This window comes from Vibrio sp. McD22-P3 (genome assembly GCF_021568915.1).
Classification (GTDB): Bacteria; Pseudomonadota; Gammaproteobacteria; order Enterobacterales; family Vibrionaceae; genus Vibrio; species Vibrio mediterranei.
In genome coordinates, this window is the sequence record NZ_JAKGTN010000008.1 from 150,271 (window position 1) to 171,799 (window position 21,529).

Sequence of the window (21,529 nt, forward strand, 5' to 3'; positions counted from 1 at the left end):
CAACAGTGTATGCTGGGCATTGTTTTTCTATTACTACTCTTTACTAAAGCTATAGAATTAGACTGAAAAGAGATTGAAAACGTATGATTGCGGCCATAAGATAATCAACGAATCATAAGTGAGATTGAAAATGAACGAAAACGCCAAAAATGAGCTAGGTAAGCTATTAGTGAACCAGGAAGCTCTGCTAGAAGTCCTTTCAAAAAACCATGCTTCATTGACCGACTATCCGGAACTTCAGGAATATTTGGCTCGTAAAAATCCTAATGTTGCACAGTATGCGAAAGCAGTAAGAGAAGGACAGTTTACGCGTCAGGAATATTTAGATGAAATAGGCGAACGTCTTAATTGGCTTGCTTATGAGCTTCAACCACTTATTGATATGGAGTTCATTATTAATCGTGTCGCCTCTATCGTTGGAGACGACATTGATAAAATTAAGACGCTGACTATCGAAGACATTGGTGCCGATTGTATTTCTAAGTTACTCAACCTTATTGGGCACGCGGTCTACGCTACGCAGCAGGTAAAGCCAAGTTACCCATTCCTTGCGACAAAAGGTCAAGTTGACCACGTTTTCTGGAAACAATCACACCTTGCGTATGATGCATGGGCAGAGGGATATCAAAGCCATTATAAGCTGACGAATTTCTGCCAAGATCAACTTGATTGTAAAGCGCCACAAAGTTCAGTCCGATTCTTCCGTCAGTTCGGTGACCCTCGTGATATTCCTGAGTGGCGCGAGTATGCGGGTTATGTGGTTGAAGATAACGTGTAATACCAACAATGATGAGTGCAAGGGATTTGCACTATCGTTAAACGGTTTGCTGCTCTTCCTCAGAAACTATTTGGTATCCGTCATTACTTTTTAGTACCCGTACTTTAAACCCCACCTCATTTAGAAAATCGTAGTTATGCCCTGCGATAGCAGGCCAAACTGCAAGCGCAGATAATCGCGTGTTACCCGTATTGATCAATCGGTGGGCGACAAAGCCTGGAATATGATGCACGCTGCCTGGAAATACTTTCTCAATCGACACCTCTCCGTGTTCTGTTTGCATGAGTAGTAAACCCTCACCCTGCGAGCCGAAATAGAACTCTGCTTGCTCTTTACGTTGGTGGATGTGACCTCTCGTCATGTGGAACTCATCACCTACAGAACCGGGCTCAATATGCGAAACACCAAAGTTTAGTTCTCCTTCTGCATGCTGGGCAGGTAGCATTTCCACTTGGTAGATAATTTGGTCCTGTTCACTTGCGGCACGTTGGCTTTCGTCAGCAAATACACCTTCAAGTGAGCCAAGTGTAGTTTCTTTGCAGATGACGTTTTCTGCATCAATATGACCAGTTAAGTAATTGATGCTAGGAGGAATAGATAAATGCATGTTAATCCTTATTGGCGATTCTGAGTAATTCAGAAAAGGCTAGAAATAGATGATAAAAACTGCTCGCTGGAGAGTGTTCATTTAACGGCTCACCCGTGCTATCTACTTGATCGACCCATAACCCTGGCAACGCTGGATTCAAGTAATGAACGAAGATGTGTTCCACTGCTTGACTGACTGCGGCTCTGCGAGTTTCGCTAGGGTCTCTTTCCCAAAGTGCAATACAGGCTTTTAAGTACTCGGTTTGACACCAAAGGCGTGATGTTGAGCGCAACGGCTTGCCGTTGGCGTATATCTCGTCTCTAACAAGACCATTGTCGTTGTGCCCATATTGCTGTGCAAAGTGGTACAACACGTCGATGTTTTTTTGGACGTCAACGCCAGTCAGTTTCTGATAATGGCTGAGTAACCAGATCCATTCATAATGATGACCAGGGTCAATATGGGTACCTGTTTCCACGTCAAGTGAGAAATCGGCCTGAAAGAACTCGGCTAAATGGTCACTTTGCATAAAATGAGTTTGGAACAACTGATAGATTTGTGTTGCTCGCTCTAGCCAAATGGGGTTGTCGGTATGCTCATAGCTGACCATTAACGCTTCGAACAAATGCATGTGGGGGTTTTGCCCTTTGTTGACCGCGTTGCCTTCAGTCAGAAAGAAACCACCTTGTTCTGTATCCCAAAGGTGCGTTGAGATGTATTGATAAATGGCTTCCATTGAGGCTAGTGCACTTTCATCCGCCGCTAGTTTGTAATGCCAAGCAAACCCAAGAAGGGCGAAAGCTTGTTCGTATAGGTTGATCGCCTCACTCTCACTGTCATTGCTTTTACACAGCGCGAAATGATAACCGGATGATGGTGAGCCAAAGTGTGCGAATCCTCGTTCAATGGCCGCTAAAACTTGATTGCGACCGTCGATTAGATTGAGCTCAGTGGCGTGCGCGAAGACGTAAACCTGGCGTGGTTGTACGCGAAATCTTAGTAAACTGTCACTAAACTCTTGTCCGTCGGAAAGTAAGCCTTCGGCAAAAATCCCGTTTTGATTGGATTGTGCTTTTTGCCACCGAGGTAGGGCATGCTGGGTGAGCCAGTGTTGGCAACGAGCAATTTGAAAGGTTAGGGAGTCCATGGTTTGCTCCAAAGAATAGGGCACTCAATGAGTGCCCTAAGTATTGAAAAATTAGAAGAGACCGATAGCGACACCGATGAAAGAGATAACCACTAATGAAAGCATTGCTTTTACTGGGCTAAGGCCTTTTTTCGCCATCGCAAACCACGTACCTAAAACGACAACTAATGGTAGTAGTTTAGGGAAGATTCCATCGAGCATCATTTGTACGTTAATATCGACGCCATCTTTGGTGGCAAACTCAAGACCAGTGCCTAGGTTGACGTAACTGGCCGCAACACCGCCCATGACAAAGACACCTAATAGTGACAACGCTTCACGGATCTTGGTTGAACGGTGGCTGACAAGCATCTCAACGGAGCCTGCGCCCATCTTGTAGCCTTTCATAAACAGCTGGTAAGAACCGATGATAGCGATGGCGTTGAATGCCACGATGTAGAAGATCGGGCCTAACATGCTACCGCCAGCGGCTAGTGCCATACCAATACTGAGTAAGATAGGTACTAACATACCCGGAATCATAGAATCGCCAATACCGGCAACTGGTCCCATCAAACCGACTTTGAGTGTATTGATGGTCTCGCCGTCAATAGGCTCGCCGTTGGCTTTCTTCTCTTCCATACCCACAGCCATACCATTGATGATAGCGCCCAACTGCGGTTCGGTGTTGTAGAAGGAAGCATGACGTTTCATTGCTTCTTTTCGATCTTCTTGATTCGGGTAGAGCTTTTTCAAAGCAGGCATCATACCGAGACAGAAGCCAAACGATTCCAAGCGTTCAAAACTCATCGATGATAGGTTGTACATCATCCATGCACGCCAACATTTCTTAAGATCTTTTTTGTCGAGTGCGACCTTTGGTTCGATCTCAGTACCAATTTTGTTGTGTTGTACAGTCATTAGAATTCATCCTCGTCATCATCAGCCTGTTGAACTGGCGCAGCGTTAGCTGTTTGTGGTTCTGGTTTGTAGTTGTAATGAAGTAGAGCGAATAGTGCGCCAATCATTACCAAACCCACCATGTTGAGGTTTAGGAATACGATGCCAACGAAACCGACTAAGAAATAAATCAGCATCGTAGACTCTTTGATAATCTGCTTTAACAGAATTGCGATACCAACAGCAGGTAAGATGCCACCTAGAACCGTCATAGTGTTAATCACCATATCCGGGAGGCTAGCCATAAACCCTTCGATGTATTGGTTACCGAAGTAAACCGCAATAAAGGTCGGAATAAAGCGCATTAAGAAGTTGGTGACCTGCGGATAAATGGCGGAGTTCATGTACACGCCTTTCTCATCACCAGCTTCTATGGCTAAATCCGCTTTATGGTTCCAGTAGGAGTTAATAACCATCATAAAGTTGAAGATGATGGTGCCTGCGATACCGATGGTTGCGGCGATAGCAACAGCGACTTCCACGCCCTGTCCAGACATGATGCCTAGCGCGACAGCAGGGTAGGCGACGAAGTTAAGGTCGGCCGGCATGGAGCCGCCAGGTGTTACCATTGCGATGTAAACGGCTTGTACTGCCACACCAACCATGATGCCAGTTTGAATATCACCTAAGATGATACCCACCAACATACCGGACACCAGTGGTCGAGTGATTGTGTACCAACCACCTGTTAATCCAAGTAACCAGGGGGTGGAGAGGGCACCGAGATAGCAGAGTATCCCGATAAATACTGCTTCTATAAACATAATGTCATCCTTTAGCTCACGTATTAGTCGCTCCACTTTTGCCGCGAAAAGTCGCGTCAAAAGTGGAGGTTGTCTTGTTGTTATTTCAGTTTTTGAAGTGCATCTTGCCAGGTGTAGGAACTGGCATCAGGAACCAATCTGAAGTCGATGTGGTGACCGTCTTCTGAGAGGTAGTTAAATGCAGAGATTTCTTCTTGGTTGACGCATTGGTTGCCGCCAATTGTCGTTGTGCCTTCTCTAGCGCTCATTGGGCCAACGTTGATTTTGTTATTGAGATTTTCAAGGCTAATACCCGCTTCGCGAATGCGGCGCAGCGTGACTGGAGATTTCGCGATGACGAAATACCTCTTGTCGCTGGCGATCACCTTCGGTAGCTTGCTGACGGCGGTCGCCGTGTCAAATAGCCAAACTTTAACGTCGGTTACAGCGCCTTTCATGACTTGTGATAGCAATGGGTCAGCGGCAACAGCATCGTCAATGGCTACGATGCCATCACAAGGAAGTTCTTTCGCCCAACGAGTCATTAACTGTCCATGAATAACGCGGTCGTCGATACGCACAAATGAAATAGCCATAGTGTTTCTCCTTAAAAATCGTCTTCTTGTGCCAGCTCTACTGGCTTGGCAACGACAACCGTTTTTAGCGCTTCTTGCTGCAAGGTCGTTGCAACGTATGAAGCGTCCTTCTCTTCAACAAAGTCTGCCGTCATTAAAAGTGTTGGGAAATTCACCCCTGTAACGACTTCAACCTTTGGATTGAAATCTGGGTTGAATGCGTAAGTGCAAGCAACGTTGTAAGGCGTGCCGCATTCCAAATCGCATAGCACAACAATGCCGTCGACATTGGGCGCTATCGCAGTGATTTCACGGTGGAAATCTTGTTTAAATTGCTCGATGCCTCCCTCTTCGGTGAGACAGATCGCAGTCGTGTTACTAAGTTCGCCAAATACCATGTTGGCACTGCTGATAAGTGCAGTGGCTAATGGACCGTGACTGGCTACGATAAAATGGAGCATGATTAACCTCTTACGAACGCTTTAATAGTGGCAATTTCTTGTCCTTCGCTTTCGCCATATGGTTGGATGACATAAGCGTCTATGTGAGCTGGGATAACGAAGGTTTCGGCATAATGAACAACAAATGGCTCAAATTTATTGTCTGGACTCAAGATAATTGCCTCTTTACCTTCGACTAAGTTCAGAACATTGACGGTTCCCTCAGTTTTATGAAGAACGGGTTTGCTGAACCAGTGGCGTCGGGTCTCTATAAACTCACGCTCATGCAGGCCTGTTTTTTCTTCTCTCCAGCCTTCACCTTCTGCGATTGGCGTAATGGCGTTAACTAGATGCTCCTGACACCATTCCGTGTTGCGTTCCCATTGAATGACTTCTTTACCGTGATCCAAATGCACTGGTCGTGGCAGGCCATCAAGCCCTAGACGATCCCAATCCCACAGTTTGAAAGTGAAGATGTATGGGGTTGCACTGATTTCAAGCACCATAGAGTCGGAGCCTGAGCAGTGAATAGTGCCCGCGGGGATTAAGAAATGGTCGTGCTTTTTCGCTGGGAATTGATTGATAAAGCGCTCATCATCGAATGACTTTTCGCCGCGCTGCGCTGCATATAAATCATCCATCATTTCATCTGGGTTGATGCCAGACTTAGTGCCAAGGTACACACTGGCGTTTTCTCCAGCGTCTAACATGTAATAGCTCTCGTCTTGGGTATAGTGCATCCCAAACTCGTTCTGAATGTATTCGGTCAGAGGGTGTACTTGCAGACTTAGATGCTGACCTTGCATGGTATCGAGGAAGTCGAATCGAATCGGGAACTCGGCACCAAAGCGAGCATGGACACTGTCGCCTAATAGAGCGCGCGGTTGCGTTAATACCAAGTCTTGCGATGGAATTTCGACAACAACGTCACCGTATTTAAGCAGTAGGCTATTTTCTTCAGGAACGCAGTCAAAACACCATGCATAGTTTGGCTTGTCTTGATCTAGGTCGCAGACTTCTTTCATCCATTGACCGCCCCAGACTCCAGGGTCAAAGAAAGGTACCAACCTAAATGGTTGAGTTGTTGCTTGTTGTAAGCCTGCGTTGAACGCTGTGCCAGAGACCATTTTAGGGTCAAAAGCGGTGTTGGTGTCTAATAGAAAATCCACATCTGACAGCAGCTTAGTTTTATATCGGTCGAAGACACGCCATTCAATAAAGAATGAACGCTTGTATTTACGCAGGACGTCTTCGTTGTAGTTTTCTGCTCCCCAGTTGCCAAGCTCTCCACGGCGGAAGCGTTGCTGAATTTCCCAACGGGCTAAATCGGCGTAAACAAAGGTATCACCATCAGCGACCAGTCTAGCTCCATGACCAATAACAACGATCAAACCTGAATCAGCATTACTAACAGTTTGTTTCAAGCCTTGTAGCTTTTCGCTGTCAAAGAACTCATCCAGCTTGTGCGGTGCAATGACGCCAAATACTCGATCATCGGTAATGTTGCGTTCTAGCATGGCGAAGATGTGTTCTTCGGAGTATTTCGCATCGTCCATTGACACCACAAGAGCGGGGGAGAGCGGTGCAACAAGCTGGTCGAGGAGTTCATTGTGATTGACACCATGATAGGTGTCGATCACCAAAATATGTTTATCTTGGCCCTGAATACGTTGTTCAATTGTGTCAACGATACTGTCCCAACCGCGAACGGCAGCGTGGTCAAAGCCCTTCACTTCTACATTTGGAAACTTGTCATAATTGGATTGACCAGATAGGTACTTCATACATCACCTTGAGTTAATCATTTGACTACAGTCTAATCACTCAGTTAATCAACTAACAAACTGGTTAACGCGTTTAACCACTCATTTAGCAGTTGTTAACCAATAATTGGCGAGGCAATTTTGTAGTTAATCACATAATCATGACGATAAATGACAGTTGATTAGGTTAATCGATTAACCTTGTTTTAATCAGAAAAGAAAGTCGCTATAACTGGTGCTAATTTCATTTACTGGAGTTCAACATGGCCAAAGCAACCATTGCGGACGTGGCTAAGCATTGCGGTGTTTCCACCGCGACTGTGTCCATGGTATTGACTAACAAAGGACGAATCTCGGCGACTACTCGTGAGCGGGTTTTAGAGGCGGTTAAGGAGCTTGGTTATGTTTACAATCAAGCAGCGGCCAACTTGCGACATAAGCGTAGTAATCTAGTCGGGCTCGTCACACCTGATATTACCAACCCTTTTTTCTCTGAAATGATCGCAGGACTTAGCCATTATCTTGAAGAGCAAGATTCGCTACTGTTTCTCGCTAATGCTGAAGAGAGCGTTGAGCGTCAAAGCAAGTTCATTGATTCATTGTTGAGCCAGAACGCTGGTGGTGTAGTAATGTGTCCTGCGATGGAAACTAATTTGGACTTCTTGGAGACAGTACAAAGTCGTGGTTTCCCAATAGTGTTGGCTGTTCGACCTATTGGAGAAGATCAATTTGATTTCGTTGGTACCAATAACTTTATGGGTTTGCAGTTGGCAACCGAGCACCTTATCAAAAAAGGTCACAAGCATATTGCGTTCGTTGGTGGACTGGAGATCTCGAAGACGCGTTCCCATCGTCTTGGGGGTTATATGTCGAAGTTGATGGAACATGGCATCCCGTTCAATGAACGATACATTCGAAGCTGTTCAGCAAGTCGTTCTGAGGGTGCTAAGGTAACGAGGGAGTTACTGGATCAGCACCCTGAAATTACCGCTATTATTGGCTACCAAGACATTGTTGCTTTTGGCGTAATGCGAGCCATAAAAGATCTCGGTAAAACCGTGGGCAAAGATATCGCGGTTGTAGGTTTTGATGACGTAGCAGAATCCGCGGATACCAATCCAGCGCTGACTTCCATCTCTGTCTCAGCACGAGAAATTGGCCGTGCGGCGGGAGAGATCATTCTGTCTCGCATGGAGGGCGACAAACAGCCATACAAAAGCGTGGTGTTCCCGCCCAAGTTGGTGGTCAGAAGCTCATGTGGCTAACATAAGGTACGTTAACCTTGGAAGGTCGCGCGCCATTGGCTCGGTGAGGTGTTAAACGCTGCTTTGAAGTGCTTACGAAACACACTTTCTGAGCCAAACCCAGAAAGTTCGGCAGTGGTCGCCACTGTATAGTGGGTTGACTCTAGTAGTTGCTGGCTGAGAGCGAGTCTTTTGTTTAGTAACCATTCTCCAAAAGTACAGCCGTAAGCCGCTTTAAATTGTCGTGTAAATGTGCGACGACTCATTGCGCAGCGCTGTGCAACACTGTCTAAATCATAATGTTCGGCAAGGTGTTGCTCGATTTCACCAATAACGTGGCCAAAGCTGGTCGGTTTGTCAGGTTGCTTGGTGATCGGATTAGGAATGTACTGTAGTTGCCCACCACTCCGAAACGGAGCTGTCACCATCATACGAGCAAGGTTTGATGCAATATCGCTCCCGCACAAAGAGCGAACAATATGCAAGCAGCAGTCAAGCGAGGCTGCTGTTCCAGCTGATGTGATGATTCTATCCTGTTCGATAAAAAGGGGCTCACAATCTATATCGACTCGTGGAAAAGCGTCGATGAAAATCTGTTGGAATCCCCAATGGGTCGTTGCGCGTTTACCATCTAATAAGCCAGCTTTTGCTAGGGCATAAGCGCCTAAACAAAGACCAACGATGGTGGCACCTCGTTGATAGTTCACTCGTAACCGTTTTAGTAAGGTCTCACTTGGTTCGGGAAGTGAATTAGGCCAGCTGGGGACAATGATAATGTCCGCTTTATCGAGCGCGGACAAGTCGTGACTGACAGAAGCTTGAAATCCAGTACTGAGTGAAATGTGGTTACTACTTTCACTGCAGATCATCAACTCAAAAAGCGGTTGCTGTTCTACAAAGACATCTTGAAATACCAAGCAAGGTACCGACAGATGAAATGCACTAATATTGTTAAGTGCCACTAAGGCGACTGTGTATTGACTCATTTTATTTGTTGTGACCCGATATGAGCGATAGATGTCCCTTGGGACAGTATTGCACACGCTTTGGCTTTTGCATAATTATCCTATATTCAGATAGGAGGTAACTATGAAAATTCATCACTTAAGAAGCGCCACGTTTGTTATTGAATCTGGCGAAAATTTCATTTTGATTGACCCAATGCTTGGAGAAAAAGGGTCAATGCCTCCTTTTTCTGTGTTTCGATTTAAAGCAGAAAAGAACCCTACCGTTGATCTTCCAACCAATGCGGATTCGATACTTTATAAGGTAAATCAAGCCCTTGTTACTCACAGCCAGACATTTGGTTTTAAGCCTCTCCAGCATGGGGATCATTTAGACCCCGCGGGTGAAAAATTCTTAATTGATCATCAAGTACCTGTTACGACTCCTCTCAAAGATAAAGCGTATCTCGAAAAATATGGGATAACGGTAGCGAATGGTCTCGAAGCATGGAAACCAATACCATTTCTAGGAGGAGAAATCGTTGGTGTACCTGCTCAGCACGGTCATGGTTGGATCCATAAAGTGATGGCAAATGGATTTGGGTTCTTTTTACGACTTCCAAATGAACCAAATATTTATATCAGTGGTGATACTGTGTTGACAGAGGATGTAAAAAGAGCGCTTAACGAGCTTAAGCCAGACATTACTGTTGTGGCAGCAGGTCAAGCGCAAATGGATGTGGGGCAACCGTTATTGATGCCTACCAATGAGGTAATGGAGTTTATCCGATTGTCTCCGGGTAAAGTTATCGCAAATCATATGGAAGCACTAAACCACTGCCCAGTTGACCGAGAAACGCTGCGTCGATCACTGGAAAAACATGGTCTATCAGATAAAGTGTTCATTCCCGAAGACGGAGAAGTTATTGAGTTTTAACTATGGAATTAACACAAGGACGTTGGACTGAAGTACTGGGCGGCAAACTACTGTGGATTCCTGATTTTATTGACGTGTTCGAATCATTAGAGTGGTTTCGTCTGTTAAACAGCGAGCTGCAATGGCGTGAAGATAAGATCATGATGTTTGGTAAATGGGTGACGATACCAAGGTTGCAAGCATGGTATGGTGATGCGAGTTATCAATACTCCAATTTAACGTTGGATCCGCTACCTTGGACACCGCATCTCGAAGACTTAAGACGGCGATGTGAGTTGGCTTCTGAAGCACCGTTTAATTCGGTTTTAGCTAATCTGTATCGAACAGGACAAGACTCGAATGGTTGGCATAGCGATAACGAACCAGAACTTGGCAACTCTCCAGTGATCGCATCGTTGAGCTTTGGTGGCACCCGCCGATTTGCGCTTAAACATCGAGAAACCAAGCAAAAGATAACGCTAGATTTACCCAGTGGAAGTCTATTAGTGATGGCTGGTGATACACAGCACCATTGGTTACATACGGTACCGAAAACAGCCCGCCATGTTGAACCGAGGATTAATCTCACGTTTAGGCATATCTACTCCAAATAAGCTTAAGGCAAAAAAGCTCCTAGCAGTGGCGAGGAGCTTTTTCGTTCTACGTTACTCTATATTTTGTCGGCGCTTCGACGAGACACTCTGCGAGCCGCAGGCTTTTTGGCAGCGGGCTTTTTAGCAGCTGTTTTGGCTGCTGGCTTCTTCGTCGCAGCTTTACGTGCTGGCTTTTTCACTGGTGTTCTGGATTTTTCGAGTTCCGCTTTTGCTTTGATAAAACGTTCTGGAAGTATCTGAGTTGCAAACACATCTTCTACGGTTTCTGCGCGCTTGATTAGTTCAGATTGACCATCCTTAACCAGTACTGTAGCCGGGCGCGGTAACGAGTTAAATTGGCTGGCCTGAGACTCAGCGTAGTGGCCTACATCCATAATCGCCAGTACATCTTTTGGTTGCAGTTCAGGCATGGTGGCTCCACTTTCCCAGATTGAAGGGATGCAGATTGGCCCTGCAATCTCAGTGGTTTTTGCTACCACTGGTTGTGTCATTTTATTTGCTGGAAGGACAGGGTTTTTAGACTCCTGAGATTCCACCAAGGTCGCTAGGTAAGTAGACGCATCCACCATAGTGTAGGTGTAGTCCATTTCTTGATCGTCTTTAACGACATAAACTGACGTGAGAAGCGTACCTATGTTACCTGCAATATAACGGCCCGGTTCTAACCACAACTGAGGGATGTCAAAACCAGCACGGTTGAATTCGTCCAACATGCCCGCGCAAACCACTTTTGCGTAGTCTTCAATGGTATTGGCGTTCATCATGTGCTCTTTGCTACGACATTCAGGCTCACGTTCACGTGGCCAACCGCCGCCAAGGTCGACTTGGAATGGTTGAACATCACAAGCACGAGAAATTTCAATCACATCTTTAGCATATTGGCGATACAACGCATCCCAGCCTGCTGGATCTTTAGAGAAACGACCTAGGTGAGTGTGGAAGCCGTAGAATTCAAATATATCGATCTCTTTTACGCGGTTAACGATTTTCTTCGCTTCTTCACGCAACAAACCAAACTTGATCCACTTCATTGCACCTTTGAAGTCAGGGAATGGGTAGGCATCTGGTGAGAAGTTGTCGAAGAAGTCGTCTGGTAGAACCTTGAGACGAACAGCAATTCTTACTTTGTCCTCAGGTTTTACTTCACGGGCGATACGTTCAACTATTTCGATTTCTTCATAAGAGTCTAGGTGAATGGCATAGCCGTACTCAATCGCTTTGCGAATTGCTAGCTCAGGCTTTACGGTGCCGTTGAGAGCGATCGTTTTCGGATCTGCTCCAGCAATATGAGTCGCTTCTACTTCACCCGGACCAAAGCAATCACCGCCAACACCTTCTTCATTACAAATAGCACGTACCGCGAAGTTAGTATTCGACTTGATTGCGAACATAACGTTGACAGGTTTCGGCCAGTAATTCCCAAACGCTGCTTTAACACGACGCAGGTTACCACGCAGTGTATCTTCACTCAGCACAAATAGCGGGCTGCCATACTGTTCAATAAGATCGTTTGCTTTGCAGCCTCCAATTAACAGATCATCGCCCTTGGTTGTGAGTGTGTCTGTTGGAGTGAGAATATTCTCAAGACGCTCGGCGTAGTTCATGGTTGCTTTGTGTTCTTCAAGTAACTGCTTTTGCTCTGCTAATACCATGCCGAGATGGTTCACGGTTTCTTCTAAACGATCTTGATATTTCATGTCTGGCCTCTGTTAAAGGTAAAGTCTTGATTCATTTAACTAAGGCTTAGATTAACCAGTGGTTAAAACAGCATCATGTCACTCAGTGTCAATAAAGCTTACTCTGAAGTTACACTACTTAATTTGAGAAGAGGGAGAAACAGCACTGAGGACCTAGAGGTAGTGGGACTGTAAAAAGTACCGCTGATGGATATTTCTTATTCAGTATCGTTGGAAGTAAAGATTCGAGTTAACCTTCTTTTTTGAATCCTGAGGCAGTTCTTATAGTTTCTATCAACTTAGTTCATTTATTGTGTATGAAGGTTTAACTAAGTTATAAAACAGGAGCCTCAGTATAGTCATGAGGCTCTGTCTTTTAAGTGAGTGAAACTATGTCAAAGAGAAGTTTAATCACCTAACGAAGTCGAGGCTCGGCGACGATCAGTGGCGCCATGTAACTCGCCATCCTTAATTTCAATTGCGTTGAGCCCGCTTACCACAGGGATGACGTGAACTTTGTAGCCCATTTCGGCAAATTCCGGCACCATAGACTCTGCAAAGGTGCGCTTTTCGACCAATAGACCTGTGGGGTTATATGGCTTGGTACGGTCGATTTTTGTCCCGTACTGAATGTTGGGCAGGTCGATAGCATCTTGAGCTGGAAGATTCCAATCAACAATACCAACGATGGTTTTTAGCACATACCCCGGAATCTGAGAACTACCCGGACTGCCAACCACCAAACGCAACTGGCCTTTGTCATCCATCATCATTAGTGGCGTGATGGCAGAACGTGGTCGCTTACCTGGTTCGATAGAGTTTTGAACTGGTTTACCCTTGATACTCGGAATTGAAGAGAAGTTTGCCATCTGAGCATTAAGTAAAACGCCATCGACCATAACGCCGGAGCCCATTCCCGTTCCGACGGTACTCGTCATGGCTACCACGTTACCCTGTGCATCGACGATAGAAATATGTCCAGTGTCTTGACTCTCAAAACCCTCGTGATTGGCTGGCGTCTTAGCCGGAGGCAATCCTGGTTTTATCGATTTCTTATTACCTGCCCCTTGTTCAGGAATGAGCTCATAACGATCATCGATATAGTCTTCCGCAAGCAGTTCTTTGACGGGCGTATCAACGTAGCTAGGATCGCCTGCGTACGCTATACGATCTTCCTTAGCGAGTCTCATCGCTTCTACCATTAGTCGCCAAGGTTCGGCACTGGTGTACGTCATGTTGGAGATATCATACTTCTCGAGCATATCAAGTGACTGGGAAACAAGGACACCGCCGGAAGCAGGGTAACCAAATGAGACGATTTGATTGCCTCGGTAATTTGAGCGGACGATATCGCGTTGCTTCATTCGATAATCGGTAAAATCCTTTAGAGTGAGTTTGGCTTGTCCGTCTTTTAGCTGTCCGTTGACCGTCTCAACAATACGCTCTGCCAATGGACCCTGATAGAGATAGCTATCCCCTTGTTGGGCGATCATTTTGAGTGTTTTCGCCATTTTAGGGTTGGTCATTTTGGTACCAGTTGGCCGAATCGTCTCTCCTTTCCAGTACAGCGCTTTTATCTCAGGGTCATTGATTAAACGTTCACTTTCACGCACGACAATGTCATAGGTATAGCTGTTCATGGCGTAGCCGTTTTCAGCATAATCTATAGCTGGCTGGACCAACTGTGCCCACTCTAACTTGCCATGTTTTTGATGTGTTTCGTAGAGGAGCTTAAGGGTCCCTGGTATTGCGACGGAGCGAGGTCCCAATATGTCGTTTCGGCTTATTGCCTTGCCGTTGTCATCGAGAAACATGTCGGGCGTTGCACTCGCTGGAGCGGCATCTCGTCCATCGTAGGCGGTAAAGTTTTTGGTTTCATTGTCGTAATATAAGGCGAAGGTACCACCGCCAATACCAGTCATGTCCGGCTCAACAACCGACATAACCATTTGCATGGCCACCATAGCATCAATAGCATTTCCACCTTGCTTGAGAACGGTGTAGCCAGTGCTTGTGACGTAAGGGTTGGTAGCACTGACCATAAACTCTTTCCCAGTATCATTGGGAATGGTCGGGAAAGGGTTTGGCTGTGCAAAAGCCGCCGATGAAACAAGCGATAATAGAACCGCGTAGCGTACTGACATGAAGGCCTCGGTGTTTTTGGATACATTTACTAATAAGGGTAGGAAGTATCAGTAACATATCCACACACCTGGTTGATTACCGTCCGGTCATCACTTTGTCATTGATAGGTCAGAGGGTTATATAAGCTATATTGATTATTTCTACTGGTTATAGGTATGTGTCGTAGAAAAAATAGCAGGTGATGGCAATAGAGCTCAGCGCCACAAAGCCACGAACGTAAGATTGGGGTACTTTTCGTGATAAATCAGCAGCAAAGTAACCGCCCGTTAACGTGCCCAGCATGACAGCAATACCTGATTGCCAATCAATCAATCCATTGAAGATAAAAAGTACGATGGCAATAGCTGACACACAGGTTGAAATCAGCAGTTTGAGTCCGTTCATTAGGTTGATGTCACGATAGCCTGCTACCGCTAAATAACTCAGCCCGATAACCCCTAAACCCGCATTGAAGAATCCGCCAAATACACCTACCCCTATTAGGAACAATGAAAGCATCAGCGATATTAACAAGCCAAGCTTAGCGTGGCTGCTGACCTTTTTGAGGTGGTTATTGATGACGTCGCCAAATAAGAACAACAAGGTAGCGACTAAAAGAAGCCAAGGTACCGCAGTAACAAACTGTTGCTCAGAGACTTGGATCAAAAGGAAACTACCGGTAATACCACCAAAAAGGCTTAGTACAATGATCTTGGCAAGGTTTGCTCTGTCTCTGACAATTTCTCGTCTGAACGCGTAGGTGCCACTTATATAGCCAGCACATGCGGCGAATGTGTTGGTGGCATTGGCAGTGATTGGAGGGACACCAGCTAGAAGTAGGGCAGGGAAAGTAATAAAACTTCCCCCTCCAGCAATGGAGTTGAGAATACCGCCGAGAATACCGGCAACAAATAAGGTGGCTAATTGAGTGATGTCGAGCAGCATAAAATCGTTAATTTTTTGTTATTTTCTAAGCAATAACATATAGCAATCCTACGTAAGTCTCAAAGTGTTTAAATACCAACGTGATCTCTGATTTGATGTGGCGGATTTTTATTTTGAGATAGCAGCGTAGCACTTGCTCTCGCGCGAATTTCTTGGGAACATTAAGGCAATAGGTAAATTGATTCAGGTCTACGTCCCATGTCGAAACTAAGCCTACAAGAACAGATGTTGAAAGCTGGCCTTGTAAACGAAAAAAAACTGAAGAAAGCCAAAAAAGGCTCTAAAAAATCTCGTGTTCAAGCTCGTGAAGCAAAAGCGGCTGTTGAAGAGAACAAAGCGGCTCAAAAAGAACGAGATCAAGCGTTAAACAAACAACGTGACGAAGAAAAGTTGAGCAAAGAGATTAAGGCTCAAGTTAAACAATTAATCACATTAAATGTTATTGAACAGCGCGACGGTGACATTAAATACAATTTCACTGACGGCACGCTTGTGAAGTCTATATATGTGACTCAGGAAGTCCGAGATCAGCTTAGCAAAGGAATACTTTCTATAGCACGACAAGAAGACAGTTATACGGTTATTCCAAGTATCGTTGCCAAGAAGATCATGGAACGTGATTCAGAAACTATCATCGAGAATGAATCGAAAGAGGAAGTCCTTGAAGAGGATGATCCATATGCGCAGTATGTGGTGCCTGATGACTTGATGTGGTAAGTAGGTATTTTCTAGAAGCCTCGATGCTGGCAACAGTATCGAGGCTTTTTTCTATCTGCAAAATGTGAGTTTGCTCTCATGGTATCGGTTTTCCCCCAATCGCTTACAGAACAAGAATGAGTTGAAGAAATACAAATAAAATGCTCAGCAGCTTAGGTTCGGTCGCTTTGGCGGCATAGCGGTAATCTTGGCGTTCGGCCCTTACAGTGTGTGTTGGATAATATACAGGATACATATTGACCTCCGGGTTGAGTGTGTGGTTATTATGTAAACTAATTGGCGAACAAAGAATGAAGAGATGATTATGGGAAGTTCACCTTTTTACTCGATAACGCAACTTAGAAGGCTCCAACAGCTCAATCAGCTATATTCAGTCGGAACCATTCATCCTGTTACGATAGGAGAACTAGCGGAAAATCTGTCGTGTTCCGAACGTAATGTCAGCAAGCTGATGGGCACTTTGATGGAGCGTGGGTGGCTAGATTGGAAAGCAGGTAGAGGGCGAGGTAACTTGTCTAAAGTTACATTACTTGTTGACTTTAAGGCAGTTATCCTAAATCAGCTGAGAGCTTTAGTTGGTGCAGGACAAGTCCAAACAGCGTTTGAATTAGCGGAACACTTTGATTACCAGATTGACTTTAAAGCCAACCTTTCTAATTGGTTACAAGATGCGGAAAGTGAGCTAAGAAAGCAAAATACGTTGATCTATGCGACTCCATTCCCAGTTCCTGAATGGCGACCGATGCATGCTCGTTCGTCTCGCTCTATCATGCTACTTGAGGGCGTATTTGATACATTGTTAAGATTTGATACTGTCACTCAGCGTGTCATACCGCACCTTGCCCACCATTTCAGCTATCAAGATAATCAACTGAGCTTCCGATTAAGAAATGACGTCTTTTTTCATGATAATCAAAGACTAACGGCAGATAGAGTGAAGGACAATCTGTTAATCAGGCATACTAGTGAGCATAGCTACAAAATACTATTCAGGCATTTAGAGAGCATCACTATTGAGGGACAATGGGTTCACATAAAACTACGTCAACATGATCCTGTATTTGTTCATCTTTTAGCGGACGTCCATTCGGGTATCTTTGATACCGAACAACCTACCTTTCCTAACGGAACGGGACCTTACTCTGTTGGTACGTTTAAGACTTTTCACTGGAGCTTTACTAAAAACCACAGATATTTCGCACTCGGTGGCTTGATAGATCAAGTCGAATTTTGGGAAGCGGATTCTTCTCCCACAACTGCCCACTTTCAGGAACTAAGAGAGTTATCACATAGCAATGATGAAGATAGCCAAGTAGCTGAGCAAGATGGTGGTTTAGTACTTCAGTTTATTCATCATAGCAACATGTTATCGTCTGAAGAACGACATTGGATCGTGAATCAATTCAGAGCGGTTGAAGTGAATATGTGTCAGGCAAACAGCATAATGCGATGTCATCAAAAGGAAGGACTGTACTTCTTTACGACAACATCTGCATTACCTCGAAGACCTGTGGTTATTGAAGTCAGGCACGTACATCGCAGCCTGCTTTTGAAAGTGCTAGAGCAAATCGATGCCGCGTCTGAATCTTGGGTCGTGGTAGATAAAGACGAAGCACATAATTACAGCGTTGACATCTCTTTTGACTGCTATGTGTTTAGTGAGGACCAAGCATTTCAGTACTACGAGTGGCTCTTAACTTCTGATGTTTTCCGAAGGTGTCTCTCTGTGGAGAACCAGAAAAATATGACCCGCTTTCTAGATGAATGGCTAGAAGAGAGTGAAACTAGTGACGACTTCCTATTAAAGATGCACAAAGCTGAAAACTGGCTTATCCAACAGTTCTACTATTGCCCATTATGGCGAGATGACATGATATTCAAGACGTCACATAACTTATCAGGGGTCGAGATCAATGGAATGGGGGTACCGACTCTGGCGAAAATGTGGTTGGACTAGTTTGTATTTATCACACAAGTTGTCATCTATTACTTGGCTAAAGTTCGAGTGTTTGCTCATGAATTTTTCAACCCCCTGAGTTCGCACTATTACTCGCACCTTAATCTGCTTAATGTTACTTAACCTCGTATTTTAACGAGCGATTGAATTTAAAGAATCAGAACATCCACTATCTCGATTTCCAATGATCCTCAATATAACTAATTGAATTTTAGCTAACTTAATCATTCTGAAGCTATTCAAAGCTGTCGCTTCTCCTATTCGTAAACGCTAGAAACACGTGATTGTAGAAACTAATAACTAGATCACATATTTCTTTGTTGTTGAATTTTTGCTCAATAAGCGTGACCGCTATCACGCACTATACTGGTATAACAGGTATAGTGATTATAGTTAAGGTAATAAATAGGACGCATTGATGGATTTATCAGGTTTTTATGCAGCTACGCTCACTCCTTTTAACAAAGATGAGAGTATTAATTTTCAAGATCTACAGAGATTACTTGAATTCAATACTCAATCTGGATTGAAAGGACTTTATGTCGGCGGTTCAACTGCAGAAGCATTTCTATGCACTACTGACGAACGAATTGAACTCTTAAAAGCAACTGCGGAAGTTGTTTCTTCAACGAATGCTACGTTGATTGCTCACGTGGGTGATATCTCTACTAAGAAGAGTGAGACAATAGCAAGGGCTGCTGCGAATCTTCCTTATCATGCGGTATCCGCCGTGACGCCTTTCTATTATCCAGTAGGGTTCGAGCAATTAAAACAGCACTACTCCAGTATTATTCAAGCTGCTGGGAAACCAATGGTTGTATACAACTTCCCTGCATTCTCAGGGATGAGTCTAAGTAGAGACCAAATTGGTGAACTCCTTAATCTGGAAGGTGTTGTTGCACTCAAGCAGACTTCTGCTGATCTATATCAAATGGAACAGCTTTCTAGAGGTTTTGCCGACAAAACTATTTTTAATGGTTTCGACGAAATACTTGCATCTGGCTTGGTTGCGGGAGCAAAAGGTGGAATTGGTTCTACTTATAATGTCCAAGCTCAACGTATTTTAGATATTAATACCGCTTTAGAGTCGGGAGACGTAATCAAGGCTACACATCTTCAAAGAGAGGCAAATAAAGTCATTGATACACTTGTTGCTGCCGGTGTTATTCCAGGTTTGAAATATGTACTTAAGCTGAAAGGCATATTGAGTTCGGAGTATTGTCGCCGTCCACTTAATAGTGTTTCTCAAGAGCACAAAGCTAAATTAGCTCAACTCGTAGAGGCAGGGTTATGCTAATTGGTTTGGATATCGGTGGCACAAAAATTGAAGGTGTTTTGGTTTGTTCGAGAACGATGGCGATAAAACAACGAAAGCGTGTTACTACGCCGAGAACGAATTACAGAGAGTTTTTGGCGTCTGTAAAGTCGTTGATTGATGACTTGATGGCTCAGTCCAGTATTGAATCTATTGGCGTAGGTTGTTGCGGATCGATTAATAGAACCACCGGTACCATGCAAGGTGCAAACATTCTGTATCTAAATGGCCAAGACTTTTTAGCAGATCTGAAGAGCGTTTATTCGTTACCAATTGCCTTGACCAATGATGCAAACTGTTTGGCCATCTCCGAGTTTAAGAATGGAGCAGCCAAAGAGGCAGCAAACTCATGTCTTGCAGTGATTTTAGGGACAGGATGTGGCGGTGGTGTAGTTATTAACGGCGATATCGTTGATGGACTTCATGGCCTGGGGGGAGAAATTGGCCACAATCCATTACCCGGATACGACGCTAGTGTCGATGGCCCTACAGTAGATTGCTACTGTGAGTCACAAAACTGCGTCGAATCTTTTCTCTCGGGAACTGGGTTAGAACGACTCTGGGAATTGTCTCATTCAAAGATATCAGCAGAGAAGATCTTTGACTTATATAAGACAGGAGATCAAGACGCAATTAGACATATCGATGAATATACAGACCGGCTGGCAAGAGTATTAGGCTCCGTTGTTAATATCATTGACCCAGAAATCATTGTCTTAGGTGGTGGTGTTTCGAATCAGTCGAATATCTATCCAATGGTACAAGACAAACTAAGTCGATATACGTTCAACAAAAAAGTGTCTACGCCTGTTGTAAAGGCACTTCATGGCGATTCAAGTGGTGTTTTGGGGGCGGCAATACTTCCTCAAATGAAGGGGCTAATTTGATGGTAACTATTAAGCACATTCGTCCAATTATACTAACCGGCGAATACGGATTTGAAGGTTGCGCAGAGAATGCTCTTCACTTACCTGAGGGACTTAGGTGTTGCTCGATGTTGGAAATTACATTGAGTAATGGTGTTAAAGGCATTGGTGAGGGTTACCTCGGTGTATTTGCACCAGATGTGTTTTGCTCGATAGTCAACCTAATTGCACCTTCGATACTTGGTTGTGATGTTACTGATGGCTATCAAGCGCCATTAACGAAAGCAAAAAACACAACAGCTTACTGGTCGTTGCAAGGTGCAGCTCAACACGTAATTTCAGCATTAGAAATTGCGTTAGTTGATGCTTATGCCAGATGTAAAGATATTCCTGCGGTCGAGCTTTTCGGCGGAGCAAAATCCAAATCGATTGCTATGTATGGGTCGGGAGGAGATTCTTTACATCCCGTCTATATGCGAAGTGAGTTGGAACAGCTTCATTCACGTGGAATCGACATTATTAAGATTCGAGCTAGACACAATCAAATTGATAAAACGGTTTGGACTGTGGAAGCTGGAAAGCGTTTAGGTATTCGTGTTGCCGTTGATATGACCCAAAATCTAGCTATCAACGGACAGACTGCGAAGCAAGTTACTGACTTTTGTCAAACGGTCTTTAACAGAACAGGAGAGCAGTTGGTTTTTGTTGAAGAGTGCTTAGGGCTCGACAAGCTCTCGCAACTTCCCTCCCTAGCAAAACTCTCTGAGATATGTGTCGCAGGTGGAGAAATAGTCACTACAAAACAAGAATTGTTTGAACGTATTGATCAGGCTTATTACAACATTGTTCAGCCTGATGCATCAGTCATCGGAGGAATTCAAGACACAATCGAGGTTTGCAATTATGCACAGCGTTCGAATTGTCAAGCGGTAGTGCATTCTTGGGGAGGAGCCGTGTCAATGATGGCGAATTACATCGCTGCTTTTGCTTCTGGAGGTTCACTCATTGAGTATCCTATGCCTTATTTTTCTCTGCGCCCAGCATTGTTTGACTTTGATGAGTACATTGATGGAGGAAAGTTTTCTTTACCAGATGCACCAGGACTGGGTATTGAGTTAACTCCAGATGTGGAGCATGCATACGCTTACGAAAAATCTGCGCTATACCATTGCTCACCATTGGAGTCGGGTATTCAAGATCTGAATCGCAGTCATTCAAATTGGTCTGAGGGGTAGAT

At 44.6% G+C, this 21,529-nt stretch carries 20 protein-coding genes; 9 read left to right on the forward strand and 11 right to left on the reverse strand.

The window, feature by feature from the left end:
• Window positions 1-130: 130 nt before the first annotated feature.
• Complete coding sequence (locus tag L2W36_RS11530; protein ID WP_006069169.1) at window positions 131-778, forward strand: hypothetical protein; 648 nt, start codon at window positions 131-133, stop codon at window positions 776-778.
• Window positions 779-815: 37 nt separating this feature from the next.
• Here L2W36_RS11530 and L2W36_RS11535 read toward each other — a convergent pair whose 3' ends face one another.
• The 7 genes from L2W36_RS11535 to L2W36_RS11565 form a co-directional block, all read right to left on the reverse strand.
• A complete protein-coding gene (locus L2W36_RS11535) occupies window positions 816-1,385 on the reverse strand; it encodes a glucose-6-phosphate isomerase family protein (RefSeq protein ID WP_236110091.1) in 570 nt (189 codons plus the stop codon).
• 1 nt (window position 1,386) lies between these two features.
• Window positions 1,387-2,514, reverse strand: coding sequence for an AGE family epimerase/isomerase (locus L2W36_RS11540; protein ID WP_236110092.1), 1,128 nt, complete (start codon window positions 2,512-2,514; stop codon window positions 1,387-1,389).
• A gap of 51 nt (window positions 2,515-2,565) precedes the next feature.
• Window positions 2,566-3,414, reverse strand: a complete 849-nt coding sequence (locus L2W36_RS11545) for a PTS system mannose/fructose/sorbose family transporter subunit IID (protein ID WP_006069166.1) — start codon at window positions 3,412-3,414, stop codon at window positions 2,566-2,568.
• Window positions 3,414-4,217, reverse strand: a complete 804-nt coding sequence (locus L2W36_RS11550) for a PTS mannose/fructose/sorbose/N-acetylgalactosamine transporter subunit IIC (RefSeq protein ID WP_006069165.1) — start codon at window positions 4,215-4,217, stop codon at window positions 3,414-3,416. Before L2W36_RS11550 ends, L2W36_RS11545 begins: the two co-directional genes overlap by 1 nt.
• An 80-nt stretch (window positions 4,218-4,297) precedes the next feature.
• Window positions 4,298-4,792, reverse strand: coding sequence for a PTS system mannose/fructose/N-acetylgalactosamine-transporter subunit IIB (locus L2W36_RS11555; protein WP_236110093.1), 495 nt, complete (start codon window positions 4,790-4,792; stop codon window positions 4,298-4,300).
• 11 nt (window positions 4,793-4,803) lie between these two features.
• Window positions 4,804-5,232 carry a PTS sugar transporter subunit IIA gene (locus L2W36_RS11560; protein WP_107305976.1) on the reverse strand — a complete coding sequence of 143 codons (429 nt, stop codon included), beginning with the start codon at window positions 5,230-5,232 and terminating at the stop codon, window positions 4,804-4,806.
• A gap of 2 nt (window positions 5,233-5,234) precedes the next feature.
• Window positions 5,235-6,995, reverse strand: a complete 1,761-nt coding sequence (locus L2W36_RS11565; RefSeq protein WP_236110094.1) for a class I mannose-6-phosphate isomerase — start codon at window positions 6,993-6,995, stop codon at window positions 5,235-5,237.
• 242 nt (window positions 6,996-7,237) lie between these two features.
• On the opposite strand from L2W36_RS11565, the gene L2W36_RS11570 reads away from it, so the two are divergent.
• Window positions 7,238-8,239: a LacI family DNA-binding transcriptional regulator gene (locus L2W36_RS11570; RefSeq protein WP_006069161.1), complete on the forward strand. Its 1,002-nt coding sequence runs from the start codon at window positions 7,238-7,240 to the stop codon at window positions 8,237-8,239.
• Window positions 8,240-8,250: 11 nt separating this feature from the next.
• On the opposite strand, the gene L2W36_RS11575 is transcribed toward L2W36_RS11570, so the two are convergent.
• Window positions 8,251-9,204: a GlxA family transcriptional regulator gene (locus L2W36_RS11575; protein WP_124941815.1), complete on the reverse strand. Its 954-nt coding sequence runs from the start codon at window positions 9,202-9,204 to the stop codon at window positions 8,251-8,253.
• Between the two features lie 103 nt (window positions 9,205-9,307).
• On the opposite strand from L2W36_RS11575, the gene L2W36_RS11580 reads away from it, so the two are divergent.
• Window positions 9,308-10,099, forward strand: coding sequence for an MBL fold metallo-hydrolase (locus L2W36_RS11580; RefSeq protein WP_236110095.1), 792 nt, complete (start codon window positions 9,308-9,310; stop codon window positions 10,097-10,099).
• A 2-nt stretch (window positions 10,100-10,101) separates the two neighbouring features.
• Window positions 10,102-10,692 carry an alpha-ketoglutarate-dependent dioxygenase AlkB family protein gene (locus L2W36_RS11585; RefSeq protein ID WP_198558697.1) on the forward strand — a complete coding sequence of 197 codons (591 nt, stop codon included), beginning with the start codon at window positions 10,102-10,104 and terminating at the stop codon, window positions 10,690-10,692.
• A gap of 56 nt (window positions 10,693-10,748) precedes the next feature.
• On the opposite strand, the gene L2W36_RS11590 is transcribed toward L2W36_RS11585, so the two are convergent.
• The 3 genes from L2W36_RS11590 to L2W36_RS11600 form a co-directional block, all read right to left on the reverse strand.
• Window positions 10,749-12,389, reverse strand: coding sequence for a diaminopimelate decarboxylase family protein (locus L2W36_RS11590; protein WP_236110096.1), 1,641 nt, complete (start codon window positions 12,387-12,389; stop codon window positions 10,749-10,751).
• A gap of 386 nt (window positions 12,390-12,775) precedes the next feature.
• On the reverse strand, window positions 12,776-14,512 hold the full coding sequence (gene ggt, locus L2W36_RS11595) for a gamma-glutamyltransferase (protein WP_236110097.1): 1,737 nt from the start codon (window positions 14,510-14,512) through the stop codon (window positions 12,776-12,778).
• A 148-nt stretch (window positions 14,513-14,660) separates the two neighbouring features.
• Window positions 14,661-15,437, reverse strand: a complete 777-nt coding sequence (locus L2W36_RS11600) for a sulfite exporter TauE/SafE family protein (protein WP_198558699.1) — start codon at window positions 15,435-15,437, stop codon at window positions 14,661-14,663.
• Between the two features lie 198 nt (window positions 15,438-15,635).
• Between L2W36_RS11600 and L2W36_RS11605 the strand changes: the two genes are divergently transcribed.
• The 5 genes from L2W36_RS11605 to L2W36_RS11625 all read left to right on the forward strand — a co-directional run bounded on the left by L2W36_RS11605 (window position 15,636) and on the right by L2W36_RS11625 (window position 21,527).
• Window positions 15,636-16,154: a DUF2058 domain-containing protein gene (locus L2W36_RS11605; protein ID WP_006069154.1), complete on the forward strand. Its 519-nt coding sequence runs from the start codon at window positions 15,636-15,638 to the stop codon at window positions 16,152-16,154.
• 304 nt (window positions 16,155-16,458) lie between these two features.
• The gene (locus L2W36_RS11610; protein WP_236110098.1) at window positions 16,459-18,111 is read left to right on the forward strand and encodes an SgrR family transcriptional regulator; all 1,653 of its coding nucleotides are present in this window, start codon (window positions 16,459-16,461) and stop codon (window positions 18,109-18,111) included.
• Window positions 18,112-18,529: 418 nt separating this feature from the next.
• Window positions 18,530-19,408 (forward strand): N-acetylneuraminate lyase, encoded by an 879-nt coding sequence (locus L2W36_RS11615; protein ID WP_031493723.1) that lies wholly within the window; start codon window positions 18,530-18,532, stop codon window positions 19,406-19,408.
• Window positions 19,402-20,313 (forward strand): ROK family protein, encoded by a 912-nt coding sequence (locus L2W36_RS11620; RefSeq protein ID WP_236110099.1) that lies wholly within the window; start codon window positions 19,402-19,404, stop codon window positions 20,311-20,313. The genes L2W36_RS11615 and L2W36_RS11620 overlap by 7 nt, the downstream gene beginning before the upstream one ends.
• Window positions 20,313-21,527, forward strand: a complete 1,215-nt coding sequence (locus L2W36_RS11625; RefSeq protein WP_236110100.1) for an enolase C-terminal domain-like protein — start codon at window positions 20,313-20,315, stop codon at window positions 21,525-21,527. The genes L2W36_RS11620 and L2W36_RS11625 overlap by 1 nt, the downstream gene beginning before the upstream one ends.
• The last annotated feature ends 2 nt before the right edge of the window (window positions 21,528-21,529 follow it).